The following is a 15,720-nucleotide window of genomic DNA, read 5'->3' as shown; positions in this document are numbered from 1 at the left end:
CGAAAGTCATATCCAAGATAACGACTTCGGAAACTTCAGTCGCCCGCCTTAGGCAGACGATTCCAGCCAATCCATATTATCGGCCTTCACGGCCTCTGCAATCCATCCGCCGCCCAATACACGGGCTTCGGTCGATCCATCGGCATAAAGCACACAGGCCTGACCGGCCGCTGCTCCATGCTCTCCGTCGCGCAACGTGACTTTCACAGCCCCGTCAGCGCCTTTGGAGACCGTTGCCGGCTGGGGCGCCTGAGACGAGCGGATCCGCGCATAGACTTCCGCTCCCTGACCGGAGACGGCTTCATCCAAGGTGCCGTCGCCGAGCCAGTTGACGTTTCTAAGAATAAGAGTGCGCGTATGCAAGAAGGCACGTGGTCCCACCACCACCTCGTTGCGTTTGGCATTCAGGCTCAAGACGTAAAGCGGCTCGGCGGAGGCGATCTTCAAGCCGCGCCGCTGGCCGATTGTGTAGTTCACGATGCCTTCGTGGCGGCCGAGGCGGCGGCCGTCGATGTGAACGATGTCGCCCGCGTGCAGCGCGCCCGGCTTCAGCTTCTCGATGACGTCGCTGTAGCGGCCCTTCGGCACGAAGCAGATGTCCTGGCTGTCCGACTTGTCGGCGACCAGGAGTCCGAGATCGTGCGCGATCGCGCGCACGTCGTTTTTCACCATTCCGCCCAAGGGGAACCACAGGCTCGCGAGCTGCTCGCGGGTGGTCGCGAAAAGGAAGTAGCTCTGATCGCGGTCGGTGTCGGCTGCGCGGAAGAGGGCGGGCCCGTCGCGGCCCTGGCCGCGCTGGACGTAGTGGCCGGTGGCAAGCAGGTCCGCGCCGAGATCACGTGCAGTATCCAGGAGATCGTTGAACTTGATCTTCTGATTGCAAGTGACGCAGGGGATCGGCGTTTCGCCCGCGATATAGCTTTCGGCGAACGATTTCATCACGGCGTCCGAGAAGCGCTTCTCGTAGTCCAGCACATAATGGGGAATGCCGAGCTTCTGCGCGACGCGGCGCGCGTCCTCCACGTCCTGGCCCGCGCAGCAGGAGCCCTTGCGGCCGACCGCTTCTCCATGATCGTACAATTGAAGTGTGATGCCGATCACATCGTGTCCGGACTGGGCGAGGAGGCCCGCGACCACAGAGGAATCCACGCCGCCCGACATGGCGACGACCACGCGCTTGCGCTTGCCGTCTCCGATTGGCGTTTCAAGGGATGGCGCTGGCACGTCGGTATGTCTCGTCAAATGGGCGGCTCTCGGGGGCCAAACAACAAAATCGGCGCTTCGCGGTCTTCCGCGGCGCCTCCATACCGGCGGCATGATAACGGGCAGTCCGTGCCCTATGCAAGCCGGCTTCCGGAGGGGTGTTCGCCGTCAACCATAAAGTTGGCGTTTGCGTGATTTCGTACAGTGTTTTATGGTATGTTTACTCAATGGCTTAGGCCATGTTTAACAGAAATAGGTTAGCTTCAAGGCTGGTCAGTAGCAGTATTGAGTATCATGACCGAACATCAGATGAGAGCGCGTGTGCGCTATGTTATCGGCCCCGATGGGAGTCCGTTGACCGTTGCCGATCTCCCCCCGCGGGACACGAAGCGCTGGGTCATCCGCCGTAAGGCGGAGGTCGTGGCGGCCGTGCGTGGCGGTCTCCTCAGTATCGAGGAGGCTTGCGAGCGGTACAAACTGACCGTGGACGAGTTCCTGTCCTGGCAGCGTTCGATCGACAAGCACGGGCTTCCCGGGCTGCGGGCGACCCGTATTCAGGACTACCGGAGCTAAAAGCGCGCCCGGTACTGGCCAGTTTGCGTTCGCCGGCGGGAGCCGGCGCGCGCTACATGGCGCTAGTGCGCATCGAGCAACGATGGAAATGCTCAAGCCGTGGTAGGGCTTTAGAGGCCTGATCCTACGGCTTTTTGCTTTTTTCCTTCTTCTTGCCATCGGCTTTTGTGTCGACGACCTGCTCGGCGGACCACCCCGCCGTGACGGGAGGTGTGCCGCATCCGGCTTCGTCTGCCGACCAGCGCTCTACGTCCTCTTTAAGGCGCAGAGCGAGGGGCTCGGAAAGCCGCACGTTCTCGATCTCGACCTTGGTCTTGCCGTCAGACGGGTAAATCCCGATCCGGTAGGCGCGGATGGATCGCGGATCCTCGGCTGCTGCGTCGCGGGTCAGGATCTTGATCTCCGAGCTGCCGCCCTTGGAGGCTGGCTCGGCGTCTGCGTGGTAAATGTAGCCGCCTTTCAGGGGCCCGGCGGCGCCGAACCAGCATGTGAGCACGCCCCGGGCGATGCGGGTGTAGACCTCGGTCGGCGTTCCGACGACCAGGTCCTTAGGCATCAGGAAGGCCTTAAGTTTCGAGGTGGCGCTGTCCTGTTCCGGGATAGCCTCGGCCGTCGCGCTTGTTTCAGCGGGTGGGCTCGTCTCACCGGGGGACGGCAGGCTGAGGACCGGGGCGGTGCCCGAGCAGCCCCCCGTTAGCCCTGCCAGCATCAGCGCGACGACCGCGTGGATTCGGTGCTTCCGCTGCATTGGTTCGTCCGGCGCACACCATTCGCGGGCCGACCGGCGCGAGTGTGCTGCTGCTCCCTGGCATCAAGCGACGTGGGCAGATTCTCAGCCCTTCGCGGAGCGATTGACACGGGAAAAGGGCGAACGCAAGTCGGCGACGCGCTGGCTTGCGGCGACGGTGTGGATGGAGGCGGCGGCCACGGCGCGCAGCCGGGCTGCCGGAAAGCCGGGCGCGCGCCGGCTGAAGCGCGCCTCGCAAACGGGTGTGGGGCAAGCGCGACTGGGTCCGTCGCGGGGAGATCGCGCTCCATCCAAGGCTTTGATCAAGCCTGAATTTTCACCTCGGGCACATGGGTCCGAGGTGTGTCGGTGCGTCAGCGGAGGGCAATCCCCGCGGAGCGCTCGTGGCGACGGCGGGAGCGGCCCACCTCGCGCGGCTCATCCGCACTTACGCGGGCAAGCTGCTGTTTTGTCTCGTCAAAATCCTGCTGTGCCGCATCGAGCTTCTGGCGCAGACCTGCAATCGAGGCGCGCAGATTATCGCGTCTCTGGCTCGCGGATTTGGCGAAGGTCGAATAGGCGAAATGCTTGGCGTCCTTGACGCCGGTGCGGTCCTCCTCGGCCTGGATCTGCCGGTCCAGGTCGGAGGCGATATTTTCGAACTCGCGGATCATCTGCTCGAGATCGGCGACCTTACGGGCCCTTTCATCCATCTCGAAGCGCTTCAGCCTGAGCGCCGTTTCGCGTGCCTTCATCGTCCGTTACCCCTACTCAAGAACACCTGGGGCTCGCTTCTCAAGAAGCATGCCATCCGGCTTGCCCCTCTGAAAACGGCCCTCGTGTCCCTTACAACCTGCCCGTCCCGACGGTGGACGAAGCCTTAAATTACCGGGGGCCCGCATCCCCGGATGGTTTACCGTGCCACACTCTAATTAAGTTGCGGTAAAGCAACGCCCTACCGTTCTTTATTAAGTCTTTGGGTTGCGCTGCGACTGTAGTTGTTTTCGGGCTCTAGGGCTAGTCGGCGAATTCTGTTACCTCTTGATTCGTGTCATTCGGGTGCAGTTTTCCGGCCAACGCTCTCCACCCCTCCGGGGGTGGCGGTCTCACGGTCCCGGACCCGGGACACCCAGGGGGGGATCTAGTTCTGCAATTTCTGGTTTAGTGACGCGCCGAAGATATTCGGAGCGAGCGGATGCTTGTTGTCTCAAATGGGTTAAAATGAGCCACCTGCTCGCTATCGTGTTTCGAAACGGAAATTAGGATTTGTTAACCTGTCATTGTTACTTTTGTAATGAAAGTTAGCGTTAGGTTGTTCGGATCGCGGTAGCGTTCTTTTAAGATTGGCGGCGCGCCTTGTGATGGGGCAAGGAAGAGGGAATTGGCATGCGGGTCCTTCTGATCGAGGACGATAGCGCGACTGCGCAGAGCATCGAACTGATGCTTCAGTCCGAAGGTTTTAATATTTATACGACCGATCTCGGCGAAGAGGGCGTCGATCTCGGCAAGCTCTACGACTACGACATCATCCTTCTCGATCTCAACTTGCCGGACATGAGCGGCTATGAGGTCTTGAAGATGCTCCGTGTCGCGAAGGTGCAGACGCCGATCCTCATTCTCTCTGGCCTGGCACAGATCGAGGATAAGGTTCGCGGTCTCGGCTTCGGTGCTGACGACTACATGACGAAGCCGTTCCACAAGGACGAACTCGTCGCACGCATTCACGCCATCGTGCGTCGTTCGAAAGGACACGCACAGTCGGTCATCGAGACGGGCGACCTACGGGTCAATCTCGATACCAAGACGGTCGAGGTCAACGGGCAGCGGGTGCACCTCACCGGCAAGGAATACCAGATGCTCGAGCTGCTCTCGCTGCGCAAGGGCACCACGCTCACCAAGGAGATGTTCCTCAATCATCTCTACGGCGGCATGGACGAGCCGGAGCTCAAGATCATCGACGTGTTCATCTGCAAGCTGCGCAAGAAGCTGCAGGTGGCGACCGGCGGACAGCACTACATCGAGACGGTCTGGGGACGCGGCTACGTGCTGCGCAACCCGGGCGACGAGATTGCCGCCGCCTGATTTGAAGAGGCGTATGCCTCCTCGCCGAAAGATTTTCGAAAATTTTAAAGATGGGGCCTTTGTGGGGCCCCATTTTTGTTTTCATACTTTCGTTCTATCGGCTCCGCAAAGCGTGTGTCCGTTTGAAATCATCCCCGGGTCTTTGCGTCTCGTGATAGCGCCATTTGGTATGCGTGCGCGCGTTCGCATGTTACCGCTCATCGGTGCTTCGCACTTTTCACACGTTGGAGCATAGCGCGCGCCTCCAACTTCCTGCGGTTGTGAACGTGGTGAGCCTGCGTTTTCGGGCTTTTGTTCGAGCCGCGATTCATGCAGTTAAATTTTTATGTTTTTCGGGTGTGGCCGCATGGGCGTCGTTTTTAGCGGCGAACGTTTGAGGGGCAGTTAGATGTGGACAACCCATGATGACCTTCTTTTCTGCTTTGAGGTCTCCCGCCACACTCCCTGATGGGGGCGTGTGCGTCGGGATCTGTTCAAGATGACAATTTTCGCGTTCGCTTGGCGGGCATCCGTGGCTGCGGTTCGGAGGCACCCTCTTCCGATCGCGCGCCGGGGAGGCGTGCGTCTGATCGCGCTCTGCGCCGTCGTGACGGCGATGCTGTTCAGTCCCGGCGTTATCGCCAAGAGCCGTGACAACTCTTGGCAGCGTGACAATTCCTGGCAAGCCGATTTCGAGCGCCAGCGCAAGGAGTACGAACGCGCGCAGCAGGCTGCGATCAAGGCCGCACAGGAAGCACAGAAGGCTGCCGAACGCGCCGCGCAAAAGATGCAGGCGGAACTCGAGCGCCAGCAGCGCATTGCGCAGGAGCGCGCCATGCGGGAGGCCGAGCAGGCGCGCCAGGCCGCGATCAAGGAAGCCGAGCGCGCTGCGCAGCAGGCGGCGCGGGAAGCGAAGCAGCAGCAGCAACAGCAACTGGCCATTCAGAAAGCCAACGCGCTCGCCGCGCAGAAGGCCGCTGCATCTCAGAGCAGCAGCGCCTCGATCAGAGCCACGCAGCCGCAACAACAGCAGCAGCAAGGTGACAGCGGCTCGGGTAGCAACGTGCCCAGCAGCAACAAAGCCGTGCGCGAGGCCGACATCGATGACGGGATGGATAACGGCGACAGCGACCTCGACGACTTCGACCCCGATCTTAACGATGCGCAGCGTCACGTTCGCGAGATGGAAAAGGCGCATCAGCGCGAGTTGATGCGCGCAGCGCAGCAACAGCAGGCGCGGCTGCGTCGCGAAGCCGAGCGTGCGCAGCGCATTCGGGAACGATCCATCAATCGTCCGGACTTGAAGCCGCCCCCGCCCGCGCCGCCGCCCATTCCCGTGAAGGCGCTCCCGAAGCCGGACAGCGCTCCGCCGCCGCCACCCGTCACAGCCGGTAACGATAAGCCGGCGAAGCCTGTGCCGGTTGCTTTGCCGGGTGATGGTGTCAAGACGGAAGACCTTTCTTCTCGCGTGGCGCGCCACCGGGACAAATGGCTCGACGAATATCAGCGCCGGTCGTCTGGTCTCGGCATGGGGCCGGGCGCGATCAAGGGGACGCTCGATCCGAAGGGTGGAGCCAATAAAGCCGACGGTGCGACCGTCGTACCGGACGCCGGCGGTCATGGCCCGGCCAAGCCGGCAACGGACCGCGGCCCGGGCCGGCGGGATGCCGACAAGGCTACAGGTGCGAATGACGTTGCCATGCCGTCGCCGGGCGGTACGTTCGCCGGCAAGGATCGCGGCGCTGAAATGCCCCCTGAGGTGTTCGAGAAGGCGCGTGAGGAGGAGTTGCTCGTCACCGAGATCTCGCCCGCCGACGTGGAGAAGGCGAAGGAGCACGGCTTCGTGCTCGATACGCCGACGGTGCTCAACGGAACGGGCACCAAGGTGCAGCGTCTCAGAGGTCCCACGGGTTTCAATCGCGACGAGGCGGAGCGCGAGCTTCACAAGGTTTTGCCGTTTGTCTCGGTTACTCCGAACTTTGCCTACAACATCTTCGTTGGCTCGCTGGGTGAGACCGACAGCGCGGCTGGGCTTGGCCCCGGCATCGACAGGCGCAAGGTGGCTCCGGCGTCGCCGCAGCCGTGCCCGCACAACACCTGCTTCGGAAGCGATCTCATCAAGTGGAAGAGCACGCTCGGCTCATGCGCGAAGGGTGTGAGGATCGGCGTCATCGACACGTCGTTCGATCTCAGCCATCCCGCATTGAAGAACATCAAGGCAGAGCAAGGGGAGTTCCTGGACGGTCAGCAGCCGTCGCCCTACGACTGGCACGGAACGGCAGTGCTCTCTCTGCTCGCAGGCGATCCGGGTAGTGGAACGCCGGGACTGGTGCCGGATGCCACGTTCCTGCTTGCGACTGCGTTCCGCAGCGATGCCGCCGGCAATGCTTCGACGGACACCGTGCGCCTGCTCGCTGCGCTCTCTTGGCTCGAGCAGCTCGACGTGGACATTGTCAACATGAGCTTCTCCGGTCCGCAGGATCCGGCCTTCTCGCGCGCTATCGAGCGGATGAGCAAGAAGGGTGTGGTGTTCATCGCGGCCGCAGGCAACATGGGCCCAACGGCTGCGCCGAGCTATCCCGCTGCTTATCCGAGCGTGGTTGCGGTGACGGCGGTCAACCGCAACGGGGACAACTACCGCAGCGCCAATCGCGGCAACTACATCGATGTCTCGGCGCCTGGAGTCGACATTCTGACGGCGTTGCCGGAGGCGAAGCAGGGCTACCGCACGGGCACGTCGTTCGCTGTGCCGTTCGTGACGGCGATCTTCGCGACGCGTGGTGGCGATGCGACGGCGGCTGGGGCGAAGGCGCAGCTTCTGCAGCAGGTTTCGACACGCGATCTCGGGCCGCCTGGACGCGATCCCATCTACGGCTCGGGTCTCGCGCTCGCGCCTCAGCGCTGCGAGGGCGGCGCCGGTGCGGTCGCGCGCAACGTTCCGGCCGTTCCCTCTCACGATAGCTGGTCGACGACGTTCGTGCGCGCGGGCGCGGGCCCGTGAGGGCGTGGGCTAGGCTTTTCCGATCTTCGACGCGATGGCAAGCAGTGGCGCGCGCCGGCCAGTGAGGTCCGAAAGGCGCGGGGCCCCTCTGGCCTAGGGTGAGGGAGCCTATGGTGCGCCCGTGCTCGACACGTGCCAGCCGTTCTTGAGAAGCTTGCTCTCCTCGTCCGAACCAAAGGCGTCGCCCGCAATCAGCGTTTCGACCAGCGCATCCACGGCCGGGACATTTCCGGCGGTTGCCGTCTGGTACGAGCCGGACGTCGTCGTGCCGGTCTGCTTCGGCGTCTCCACATGGATCGCGACGCGCCACGTGCCGTCGACAGTGCGGCAGGCGAGGCCCGCGAAGTCCGGCCCCGACGTGGCGCCCGCGATGCGATATTCCCGGCACACGCCGTTGTTTTGCGTGCGGAACGACAGCACCGGCACGATGGAAGCGCCGGATGCGCTGGTTTGCGAGACGGTTCCGCTCGCGCTCGTCTCGAGGGCGTGGGCCAGCGCGCCGGAAGCGTCGAGGCCGAGCCCTTTGTCAGAGGCTGCAACCAGCGAGGAGGACGGTTTGCCGGTGTGTCCCGCGAGCCATCCTGCCGTGGCGCCAGCCGTGAGCAAGAGAGCGGCACTCATGGCCGTCGCGTAGGAAAATCCGTGCGGGAATAGGGCGGCCGCAGCCGTATCCATGGCGCTGCGGATGCGATCTCCGAGCGACACGGCCCGCGGCTGCGCCTTGGGAATGGGGGCGCGCGCAATGGCTGCGATCAGCCGATCTGGAACCGGCTCGTGCAGCGTATGCTGGAATGCGGTCGCGAGGCGCGTGCGGGTCTGCACGAACGGCTCCAGCCGCGAGCGCAGCTCCCCATCCTGATTGATGAGATTTTCGAGGGCCTTCGTCTCCTCCGGCGTCAACTCGCCGTCGGCGTAGGCCATCAGCATTTCGTCGGGTACCGGGATCATGTCAGCGCTCCCGGGTTGTTGCGGGAATGGGAACTGGGGCCGGCATCGGCCCCTCGGTGAGTGCGGCATAGAGAGCCTGCCGCGCGCGAGAGAGGCGGCTCATGACGGTGCCGATGGGAATATCCAAGATTCCAGCGGCCTCCTTGTAGGAAATTCCCTCGACGCAGACCATGGCGACCAAAACCTGCTGATCGGCCGGAAGGCGTGAGATTCCCTCTGAGACGGCTCTGAGCGTGAGCCGGCTTTCGGTGACGTTGCGGCCGTCTTCGCCGACTACGTTCTCGACCTCATCCAGCTGGTGCTGCTCGCCCCTGCTCTTGCGGCTGCGATGATGGTCTACCCAAATGTTCTGTGCGATACGGTACATCCAACTATCGAGACTCGTTCCGGGTTTCCATTGATCCAGGTGCGCGAGGGCGCGCTCGCACGTGTCCTGTACGAGGTCATCAGCCTTGTCTTTGTCGCCTGTCAGCGCGAGTGCAAACCGGCGCAGACGCGGCAGAAGTTCGATCATCCGCGACTGGATCTCATCCATCACGGCCCCCCTTCCGCGACTGTTGGATACAACGCAACCTCCCATAGGTTATTCCTGACAGAGGTGATTTTGGGGCGAGTGTTGCCCTGGGAGCGCGCTCTCCCCTGTTTCACCCTAAAAGCCGCCCTTCGAGCTGGATGATGCAGCTTTCGATATTGTGAAGAATTTCGTCGGCTTTTTCGACTTCACGCTCGAGCGCGTCGACGTCGGGCAGGGTTTCCCGCTTGCTGAACGCGCGGGAGACACGCCTCAGGGTGGCGAAAAGGCCGCGCTTTCTGGCTTCGCGCTCCGCGGCGGCTTCAGCCCGCTCGATGGTGCGGCGGGCACTGGCTTCCTGCTTGAGGATCCTGCGCTTCAGGAGCGCCAGCTCCTTCTTCTTGTGTCGGAGCTCCTTGATGGCGGCTTTGGCCTCCGCCTCGGACTTCACCTCGACCAGCACTTCGGTCCCGTCGATACGGGCGAAACGCATCTCTCTCAATTGCATGGGATTGCCTGGTGTCCCCCTCAGATACCATGCGGCGGACCCTACACGTTGCCGGTTGGCACGTCAGCATCCCTGCATTGCGGCCCCGGACGAGGCGACCGAAAACCGGTTCCCACTTTTCCGGAAGCGCTCTAAAGGTTCTACGGATGTTCGATCCCAACTCGCAAGGCGGCCTATTTCCACATGACGCAGTCCACCGGTGAAACAAAGACGCTTCGAGCGGCGATCCTGCCGGTGACGGCGTTCCAGCAGAATTGCACGCTGTTGTGGGACGACGTCACCAAGGTGGGAGCGGTGGTCGATCCGGGCGGTGATCTGGACGATGTGCAGAAGGCTATCGCCGAGCTCGGCATCAAGATCGAGAAAATCGTTCTTACCCACGGGCACATCGATCATGCCGGCGGCGCGAAGGCGCTTCGCGAGGCGCTCGGTGTCGAGATCGAGGGGCCGCACGTGGCCGACCGCTTCCTGCTCGACAATCTTGCGAAACAGGGAGCGGCCTACGGTATTCCCGCCGATCCCGTCACGCCCGATCGCTGGCTCGAGGAGGGTGAGACCGTCACCATCGCGGGGCATACGTTCGAGGTGCTGCATTGCCCCGGCCATTCGCCGGGCTCAGTCGTGTTCGTCAATCGCCCGCACCGGCTGATCCTGATGGGAGACGTGCTCTTCCGCGGCTCCATCGGGCGGACCGATTTTCCGTATGGCGATCACGCCGCGCTGATCAACGCGATCACGACCAAGCTTCTGCCGCTCGGCGACGAGTTCGCGTTCATCTGCGGGCACGGACCGACCAGCACGATCGGCGAGGAGCGCCGCAGTAATCCGTTTCTGACGTGACGATCAGCGAACGTCAGGCAGGCGGCGGCTCAGCGCGGATAGCGCAGCTCGAGGCAGCCGAAGATGCCGCATTCGTTGAGCGCGGTGCCGTAGCCGGTCAAGCGCCCGTCGTTCTCGGTGAGATCGACGGTCTCGACGCGCAGCGTCTCCGAGCAGCTTGCGCGGCAAGCGACCCAAGTGCCGCCGGGCAGACGAACTTCGTAGCCCGTGCGCGTGGTGCGGACGGGGCCGGTGACGGTGCCGTTTCCGTATCTGCTGACCGCCACGGCGACGTCACGCTCGGGCGGCGAACGCCAGCGTCCGGCTTCGGCCGGAAGCGTGGAGACCAGGACCGCCGGTGCCGCGCCGACGAGGGCCAGCGCGATGGCGGCGAAGGTGGATCTCTGCGTCATGATCTCGTGCTCCTCAAGCGTTGTGACGGGCGTGTCGCGCCGCCGCGGCCTCAGCCGTTTTTCGCGAACTGCAGGTTGACGCCCGTGAAGCCGGGGCCGCCCGTCGAAATGGATACCGTCTGGTTGCTGCCGGTCATGGAGACGGACATGGAGCCCGAAAGCGCGCCGGTAAATTTCAGATTGAAGCCGCTCGCCGTCTGCGTGCCGGATACGTTGCCCGTCTGGTTGAACTCGCGCTCCTCCCAGGTGCCGCTGATGCGGCCGCCGCTGGCCTTCAGGTTGGCGCGCATGTTGATCTTGAACGAGGCGTTGCCGCAGTTGATGGCCATGCCGAGGGCGTTGCCCGCCTTGGCATTGTAATAGCCCTTGCACTTCAGGCGCTCGGTTTTGCCGTTCTCCAGGCGCACACTGCCCGAGCCGCCCCAGGCGCCATCGAGTGCCGAGAAGGTCGCGTCGGCGGCATGGCCTTGAGCGACGGTCGCGGCCATTGCGATGGCGGCAGCAGAAACGGCGGCAAAACGAAAGCGAGTGAACACGTAGGCCTCCCCTGGGCATCTCCAGCACGGGGCGGGAGTGTCCGCTTAGCTTGTCAAAACAGTCTTATCATCGCTGATAAATTTTACGATGGCGCCGCTGCAACACATGGAATGCGTTGCAAACGGATTGATCGCGCTGATGCGAAACGCTTTCCCCGGCGAAATCGGGGCTGCGGCGCCTGCGCGCAAGGTCCGGCTTCCGGGAGCTTCGGGTATTTATCTGATTTTCATTGTTTTTTCTGCTCGACTAGGCCGGCGAGCGCGCTACCCTCCGGGCCGATCTCGCGCAGGGCCGCACGGCAATTCCATTCATGCACGAGACGGCACTGGTTTGGCCCGCCCGACTGGCGGCAGGCGTCGCGCCAAGCGTTGAAGATCTTGTCGGCCTCATCTTTGAATGCTTTGCGGTCGGCGCCGGAATATTTTTCGGCGAGGCGCGCGACCGCATCCGTGGTGCGCAGCAATCCGAAGCAGATGTGCTCAGCGCCTAGGGCCTGGCCATAGCGTGCCCCGGCCTCGCGAGGCGTGAGGCTCTGTTGCGTCCGGGCGGGTGAGGGCTTTTGCACTTCTGCGCCGGCTAAAGCCGGTGCTCCCATCGCGATCCATACCGTGACCAAGCCGACGGCTGGTGAGGCTCTCATTTTCCCTCTCCTTTGTTCTGCTTCGCTTCTCTACGCAGGGGAGGCGGTGCTGGATCGGGAAAATATGGACGTCTGTTGCGGGGTGATACTTCCCGTAACTTGGCAGTTCTTCCGATATTTGAGGGACAATCTCCAACTCTTTACTTGCACAGCGCCTGCCGGCGGCTATGGTCCGCGAAAAGAAACACTATAACGTTTTGGGAGGATGAGACGATGCGGTTGGCCTGGGTGCGCCTGGTGTTTGCGAGTGCAGGCGGATTGAGCGTCCTGTGTGGGGCGGCGGTCGCGGACGAGGTGCGGTTGCCCGAGCGCAAGGCCGGTCTGTGGGAGCTGACCACGACGATGGACGAGGGGTTGGGCCCCAAGGATCAGACCATGCAGCTTTGCGTCGATGCCGACATGGAGCGCGCCACCGTGGAGGCCAGTCTCCACGAGCACGACAAGCAGTGCTCGAAGTACGAGATCAAGAAAGAGGGCGACAAGACGATTGTCGACATGTCCTGCCAGTTCGCGAGCCGCCACGTGACGAGCCGCACAGAAATGGGCGGCGATTTCCAGTCTTCGCTCACGGTCAAGATCGAGAGCACCACCTCGGGCGATCAAAACGGGCAGACGGTGGCCGTGAAGCGCACCATCACGCAAAATGGCAAGTATCTCGGCGCCAGCTGCGGAGATCTGACGGGCGGCGAGGCGAAGGGACCGGATGGCACCAAGGTGATGGTGCAGTAAGTCAGTAAGGCAGAAGGTGGATATGAAAACAGCCGCGGGGTGCCGCGGCTGTTTCCTTGAGTGCGATTGCGCGCCGGGCTTCTACCAGCGGGCGCATCCGTGACGCATTACGCAGCGGCGGAAGCGCCACGAGCCCCAGCCAAAGTGGTCGGCGCACTCATGACGCACGATGCGGCAGCGGTTGGCGTGATGCCAACGGCGGTGGCCGACGTCTTGAAGCAGGCCGCCATCGGCGATGCGCGACTGCTGCGCGGCTGGCGCGGGCAACGAGGCGGCAGAGGCCGCATGGGGCGCGAAGGTGGCTGCCGCTGCCAGAACCGACGCGACGGCAAGAGCTTTCAGTTTCATTTCATTCTCCCTGGTGGTCGTCTTTGAGCCCCCGGCATGTGGGAGTTTTTTACGGTATTCAGGATGACGAAATGACGGCACCCAGATGAATAAATACTCATCTGGCCATGGAGTTGGCTGATCTCGACCGGCGGGGCGCGGTTTCGCCGTGCACTGGTCATGAGGCGCGTGCGCCGCGGCTCATCGAGGCTTCAATGTGCTCGACGAGGTCTTTTGCCTCGGTGAGGCCGATGCCGAGGGCGTGACGCACGTCGCGGATCGCCTCGATCTTCCGACCGCTGCCGAGCAGAAGGCGCACGTTGGCCTGCGTGTCAGCAGGCAGTGCGTCCAGAAGATCGGCCGAGGATTTCGCAGGCGCGGGCGAAGTCTCGATGTCCCGGCTCTGACGCGCGGCGCGCGACGGCGCCGTCGCGCGGCCGACAATGAAGCCTGCGACGAAGAGCATGAGCATGGGGAGCAGCGTGTAGGCGGGGCTCAGTTCCGACATAAGCGACAATCCACGGGAGTGGCGAAGAGGGCGCATCTCAGCACCCGCGAGGGCGGGGCTGCATCGCCGTGTAATGGCTCAATCTTCGGGCACCATGGTGGCGTACTCGTTCTTTACCCGTGCGATTTTTCCGGATGGGCCGCGGGCGATCTCCGGCACGATCTCGATCTTGAGGTCGAAGGCGTTCTCCAGCCCCTCGGCCTTGACCTGCTCCATCACGACCTGGCGAATGCGATCGGCCGAGAGCTGCTGGCCGGATACGGGGACGGCCCGGATCTCGAAGTTTCTCGGGCCGGTTTGAACGACCTGGTGCTCGGCCAGCTCGAGCACGTGATGGAGGCCGGAGAGAAAGACATAGTAGGGCACCTCGCGCCGCTTGCCGCCGGTCTCGATCCAGAGACGATCCTTGGTGCGGCCGCTGACTTTCTCGATACGCGGCAGCGGGCTGCCGCACCGGCACGGCGACGCGCTCATCGTGACGCGGTCGTCGATCTCGTAGCGAATGATGGGCTGCACGCGATTGTAGAGGTTCGTGAGCAGCACTTTGCTTCCCTCCGTGCCGGGAGGAACAGGCTGTCCCTGGTCGTCCACCACCTCGAGGATCGCGAGATCCGCATTGAGGTGCGAGCCGCGCCCGGCGACGCATCCCGATGAGAGAACGAGGCACTCGCCCATGGCGTATTCGTCGGTGACGCGCGCCGCGAACACGCGCTCCAGGAAATCGCCCGCCTCGTTGGACAGCGGCTCGGCGACGTTGGTGATCTGCTGCAGACATCCGATCTCGCGCAGCCGCATGCGGCCCTCCGCCTCCTCGCGGCCGAAGGCTTCGAGCGCGCTCGCGTATCCGGTGATGAACTCGGGGCGGAAGCGCTCCAGCTTGCGGATGTTCCGCGCCATCGGGTCGGAGACGGTGAGGTGCAGGACCTTGAAGACGGGCGTCAGAAACTTTGGGAAGTAGGCGAACGCCGAGGCGCTTGGATAGAAGCCCGGCTGCACGGTGAGGACGGCCATGCGGGCCGGGTTCAGGATGCGGCCGAGGTGGGGGAGGAAGCGGCGCTTGAGCTTGGTGCCGCGGGCGAACTGGACCGCGAACACCAGGTTGAGGGCATCGCGATCCTGCACGATGAGGGCGGGTTGGCCCTGGCTTCCCGAGGTGTGGCTCACGCCGTAGCGGCCGAGATAGAGCCGGCCGAGATTGCGCGGGTCGTCGACGAAGGCGGAGAGGTCCGCTTTCTTGATCCGGCGATCGGTGACCACGTCGTCGTAGTGCGCCATCATCTCCGATTTGGTCAGCGTCGGAAGGTCGGTCAGCGTGCAACGGGCAAGATCGAGGCCGGCGAACCGCCGCCGGTAGAAGGGGGAGTGCCGGGCCGCATAGGCGAGAAGCGCGCGAAGCCTCTCCTCGCGCTTGGCTTCGATCTGGGAGGCGTCCTTCCAGAATGGGTAGAGCGACTGCAGCGTGACGACGAAGCGAACGAGATCCAGCATCAGCGGGCTCCTCAGTGGCTCCCTCTCTGGTTAAAGCTCAATCGAGCATTCTGGTTGCATCGTGGCGATTGTTTGCCACAGCGGGGAGCGGGCGTGCGTGAAGGGTGGCGCCAAAGACCTAATGTGTCCGGCGGCTGAAACTTCCGGCTTCGCGGTCCGTATGCCTGCATGACAGGCGGACTACGGACCGCCTGTCATGCAACGCAAACGCGGACTGGAGGCTCCCATGCGGACGATTGTCGAATGGCTGATCGATATGCCGGAAAGGCTGTCGTCCGTGTTCCACTGGTTGCCACCTCTGTTCGCGCGCCTCGTCGTCGGCTGGGTGTTCATGTGGACGGGTTGGGCAAAGCTGAACAATCTTCCGCAGATGATCCAGAACTTCACCGAGTGGGGTATTCCCTATCCGGAGATCATGACGCCGTTCGTCTCCGGCGTCGAGTTCATCGGCGGACTTTTGCTTCTGCTCGGGCTTTTCACGCGCCTCGCCGCGACGCCCTTGGTGATCGTGATGGTCGTCGCCATCATCAGCGCGAAGCTCGATCAGATCGACTCGCTCGAGACGCTGCTCGGCTTCGAGGAGGTGGCGTACATGGCGCTTTTCGGCTGGCTGGCGGTGGCAGGGCCGGGCGCGGTGTCGCTTGACGCGCTGCTCCAACGCAGTGTGCCGCGCGGTAAACTGGTTCCTCACGCGTGATCACGATCCGCGTGTTTCCCCGCACCGTCC

Annotated in this window: 18 protein-coding genes; 6 read left to right on the top strand and 12 right to left on the bottom strand. The window is 63.2% G+C overall.

The window, feature by feature from the left end:
- Positions 1-48: 48 nt before the first annotated feature.
- The gene (gene mnmA / locus F812_RS0114755) at positions 49-1,224 is read right to left on the bottom strand and encodes a tRNA 2-thiouridine(34) synthase MnmA (RefSeq protein ID WP_020086755.1); all 1,176 of its coding nucleotides are present in this window, start codon (positions 1,222-1,224) and stop codon (positions 49-51) included.
- A 273-nt stretch (positions 1,225-1,497) separates the two neighbouring features.
- Between mnmA and sciP the strand changes: the two genes are divergently transcribed.
- Positions 1,498-1,776, top strand: a complete 279-nt coding sequence (sciP, locus tag F812_RS0114750; protein ID WP_026868147.1) for a CtrA inhibitor SciP — start codon at positions 1,498-1,500, stop codon at positions 1,774-1,776.
- A gap of 124 nt (positions 1,777-1,900) precedes the next feature.
- On the opposite strand, the gene F812_RS0114745 is transcribed toward sciP, so the two are convergent.
- Both F812_RS0114745 and F812_RS0114735 read right to left on the bottom strand, forming a co-directional pair.
- The gene (locus F812_RS0114745; protein WP_156827444.1) at positions 1,901-2,524 is read right to left on the bottom strand and encodes a hypothetical protein; all 624 of its coding nucleotides are present in this window, start codon (positions 2,522-2,524) and stop codon (positions 1,901-1,903) included.
- A gap of 353 nt (positions 2,525-2,877) precedes the next feature.
- On the bottom strand, positions 2,878-3,258 hold the full coding sequence (locus tag F812_RS0114735) for a hypothetical protein (protein ID WP_020086751.1): 381 nt from the start codon (positions 3,256-3,258) through the stop codon (positions 2,878-2,880).
- 631 nt (positions 3,259-3,889) lie between these two features.
- Between F812_RS0114735 and ctrA the strand changes: the two genes are divergently transcribed.
- Together ctrA and F812_RS25570 are read left to right on the top strand one after the other, a co-directional pair.
- Positions 3,890-4,585: a response regulator transcription factor CtrA gene (gene ctrA / locus F812_RS0114730; protein WP_020086750.1), complete on the top strand. Its 696-nt coding sequence runs from the start codon at positions 3,890-3,892 to the stop codon at positions 4,583-4,585.
- Between the two features lie 478 nt (positions 4,586-5,063).
- Positions 5,064-7,565: a S8 family serine peptidase gene (locus F812_RS25570; protein ID WP_156827443.1), complete on the top strand. Its 2,502-nt coding sequence runs from the start codon at positions 5,064-5,066 to the stop codon at positions 7,563-7,565.
- 108 nt (positions 7,566-7,673) lie between these two features.
- On the opposite strand, the gene F812_RS0114720 is transcribed toward F812_RS25570, so the two are convergent.
- The 3 genes from F812_RS0114720 to F812_RS0114710 form a co-directional block, all read right to left on the bottom strand.
- Positions 7,674-8,513: an anti-sigma factor gene (locus tag F812_RS0114720; protein WP_020086748.1), complete on the bottom strand. Its 840-nt coding sequence runs from the start codon at positions 8,511-8,513 to the stop codon at positions 7,674-7,676.
- A gap of 1 nt (position 8,514) precedes the next feature.
- The gene (locus tag F812_RS24040) at positions 8,515-9,048 is read right to left on the bottom strand and encodes an RNA polymerase sigma factor (RefSeq protein WP_020086747.1); all 534 of its coding nucleotides are present in this window, start codon (positions 9,046-9,048) and stop codon (positions 8,515-8,517) included.
- 109 nt (positions 9,049-9,157) lie between these two features.
- Complete coding sequence (locus F812_RS0114710) at positions 9,158-9,532, bottom strand: hypothetical protein (protein ID WP_156827442.1); 375 nt, start codon at positions 9,530-9,532, stop codon at positions 9,158-9,160.
- Positions 9,533-9,715: 183 nt separating this feature from the next.
- On the opposite strand from F812_RS0114710, the gene F812_RS0114705 reads away from it, so the two are divergent.
- A complete protein-coding gene (locus F812_RS0114705; RefSeq protein WP_020086745.1) occupies positions 9,716-10,372 on the top strand; it encodes an MBL fold metallo-hydrolase in 657 nt (218 codons plus the stop codon).
- A gap of 29 nt (positions 10,373-10,401) precedes the next feature.
- Here the strand turns inward: F812_RS0114705 and F812_RS0114700 are convergent, their stop codons facing one another.
- The 3 genes from F812_RS0114700 to F812_RS26610 all read right to left on the bottom strand — a co-directional run bounded on the left by F812_RS0114700 (position 10,402) and on the right by F812_RS26610 (position 11,917).
- Complete coding sequence (locus F812_RS0114700) at positions 10,402-10,764, bottom strand: hypothetical protein (RefSeq protein WP_020086744.1); 363 nt, start codon at positions 10,762-10,764, stop codon at positions 10,402-10,404.
- A 50-nt stretch (positions 10,765-10,814) separates the two neighbouring features.
- A complete protein-coding gene (locus F812_RS0114695) occupies positions 10,815-11,300 on the bottom strand; it encodes a hypothetical protein (protein WP_020086743.1) in 486 nt (161 codons plus the stop codon).
- A 227-nt stretch (positions 11,301-11,527) separates the two neighbouring features.
- Positions 11,528-11,917, bottom strand: coding sequence for a hypothetical protein (locus F812_RS26610; protein ID WP_156827441.1), 390 nt, complete (start codon positions 11,915-11,917; stop codon positions 11,528-11,530).
- A gap of 237 nt (positions 11,918-12,154) precedes the next feature.
- On the opposite strand from F812_RS26610, the gene F812_RS0114685 reads away from it, so the two are divergent.
- On the top strand, positions 12,155-12,670 hold the full coding sequence (locus F812_RS0114685) for a DUF3617 domain-containing protein (protein WP_020086741.1): 516 nt from the start codon (positions 12,155-12,157) through the stop codon (positions 12,668-12,670).
- Positions 12,671-12,751: 81 nt separating this feature from the next.
- Here F812_RS0114685 and F812_RS0114680 read toward each other — a convergent pair whose 3' ends face one another.
- The 3 genes from F812_RS0114680 to F812_RS24025 form a co-directional block, all read right to left on the bottom strand.
- A complete protein-coding gene (locus F812_RS0114680) occupies positions 12,752-13,018 on the bottom strand; it encodes a hypothetical protein (protein ID WP_020086740.1) in 267 nt (88 codons plus the stop codon).
- 157 nt (positions 13,019-13,175) lie between these two features.
- On the bottom strand, positions 13,176-13,505 hold the full coding sequence (locus F812_RS24030; protein WP_020086739.1) for a ribosomal protein L7/L12: 330 nt from the start codon (positions 13,503-13,505) through the stop codon (positions 13,176-13,178).
- Between the two features lie 78 nt (positions 13,506-13,583).
- Positions 13,584-14,993 carry a phenylacetate--CoA ligase family protein gene (locus F812_RS24025; protein ID WP_020086738.1) on the bottom strand — a complete coding sequence of 470 codons (1,410 nt, stop codon included), beginning with the start codon at positions 14,991-14,993 and terminating at the stop codon, positions 13,584-13,586.
- Positions 14,994-15,219: 226 nt separating this feature from the next.
- Between F812_RS24025 and F812_RS0114665 the strand changes: the two genes are divergently transcribed.
- On the top strand, positions 15,220-15,690 hold the full coding sequence (locus F812_RS0114665) for a DoxX family protein (RefSeq protein ID WP_020086737.1): 471 nt from the start codon (positions 15,220-15,222) through the stop codon (positions 15,688-15,690).
- Positions 15,691-15,720 lie beyond the last annotated feature (30 nt).

The sequence above is a fragment of the Hyphomicrobium zavarzinii ATCC 27496 genome (assembly GCF_000383415.1).
Classification (GTDB): Bacteria; Pseudomonadota; Alphaproteobacteria; order Rhizobiales; family Hyphomicrobiaceae; genus Hyphomicrobium_C; species Hyphomicrobium_C zavarzinii.
The sequence above is the reverse complement of the archived record's forward strand: the minus strand, read 5'-3'. Positions and strand labels throughout refer to the sequence as shown.

Bases quoted from the DNA above. Each gene is read 5' to 3' on its own strand.
- sciP (WP_026868147.1), top strand. From the start codon at position 1,498: ATGACCGAACATCAGATGAGAGCGCGTGTGCGCTATGTTATCGGCCCC.
- F812_RS0114745 (WP_156827444.1), bottom strand. From the start codon at position 2,524: ATGCAGCGGAAGCACCGAATCCACGCGGTCGTCGCGCTGATGCTGGCA.
- F812_RS0114735 (WP_020086751.1), bottom strand. From the start codon at position 3,258: ATGAAGGCACGCGAAACGGCGCTCAGGCTGAAGCGCTTCGAGATGGAT.
- ctrA (WP_020086750.1), top strand. From the start codon at position 3,890: ATGCGGGTCCTTCTGATCGAGGACGATAGCGCGACTGCGCAGAGCATC.
- F812_RS25570 (WP_156827443.1), top strand. From the start codon at position 5,064: ATGACAATTTTCGCGTTCGCTTGGCGGGCATCCGTGGCTGCGGTTCGG.
- F812_RS0114720 (WP_020086748.1), bottom strand. From the start codon at position 8,513: ATGATCCCGGTACCCGACGAAATGCTGATGGCCTACGCCGACGGCGAG.
- F812_RS24040 (WP_020086747.1), bottom strand. From the start codon at position 9,048: ATGGATGAGATCCAGTCGCGGATGATCGAACTTCTGCCGCGTCTGCGC.
- F812_RS0114710 (WP_156827442.1), bottom strand. From the start codon at position 9,532: ATGCAATTGAGAGAGATGCGTTTCGCCCGTATCGACGGGACCGAAGTG.
- F812_RS0114705 (WP_020086745.1), top strand. From the start codon at position 9,716: ATGACGCAGTCCACCGGTGAAACAAAGACGCTTCGAGCGGCGATCCTG.
- F812_RS0114700 (WP_020086744.1), bottom strand. From the start codon at position 10,764: ATGACGCAGAGATCCACCTTCGCCGCCATCGCGCTGGCCCTCGTCGGC.
- F812_RS0114685 (WP_020086741.1), top strand. From the start codon at position 12,155: ATGCGGTTGGCCTGGGTGCGCCTGGTGTTTGCGAGTGCAGGCGGATTG.
- F812_RS0114680 (WP_020086740.1), bottom strand. From the start codon at position 13,018: ATGAAACTGAAAGCTCTTGCCGTCGCGTCGGTTCTGGCAGCGGCAGCC.
- F812_RS24030 (WP_020086739.1), bottom strand. From the start codon at position 13,505: ATGTCGGAACTGAGCCCCGCCTACACGCTGCTCCCCATGCTCATGCTC.
- F812_RS24025 (WP_020086738.1), bottom strand. From the start codon at position 14,993: ATGCTGGATCTCGTTCGCTTCGTCGTCACGCTGCAGTCGCTCTACCCA.
- F812_RS0114665 (WP_020086737.1), top strand. From the start codon at position 15,220: ATGCGGACGATTGTCGAATGGCTGATCGATATGCCGGAAAGGCTGTCG.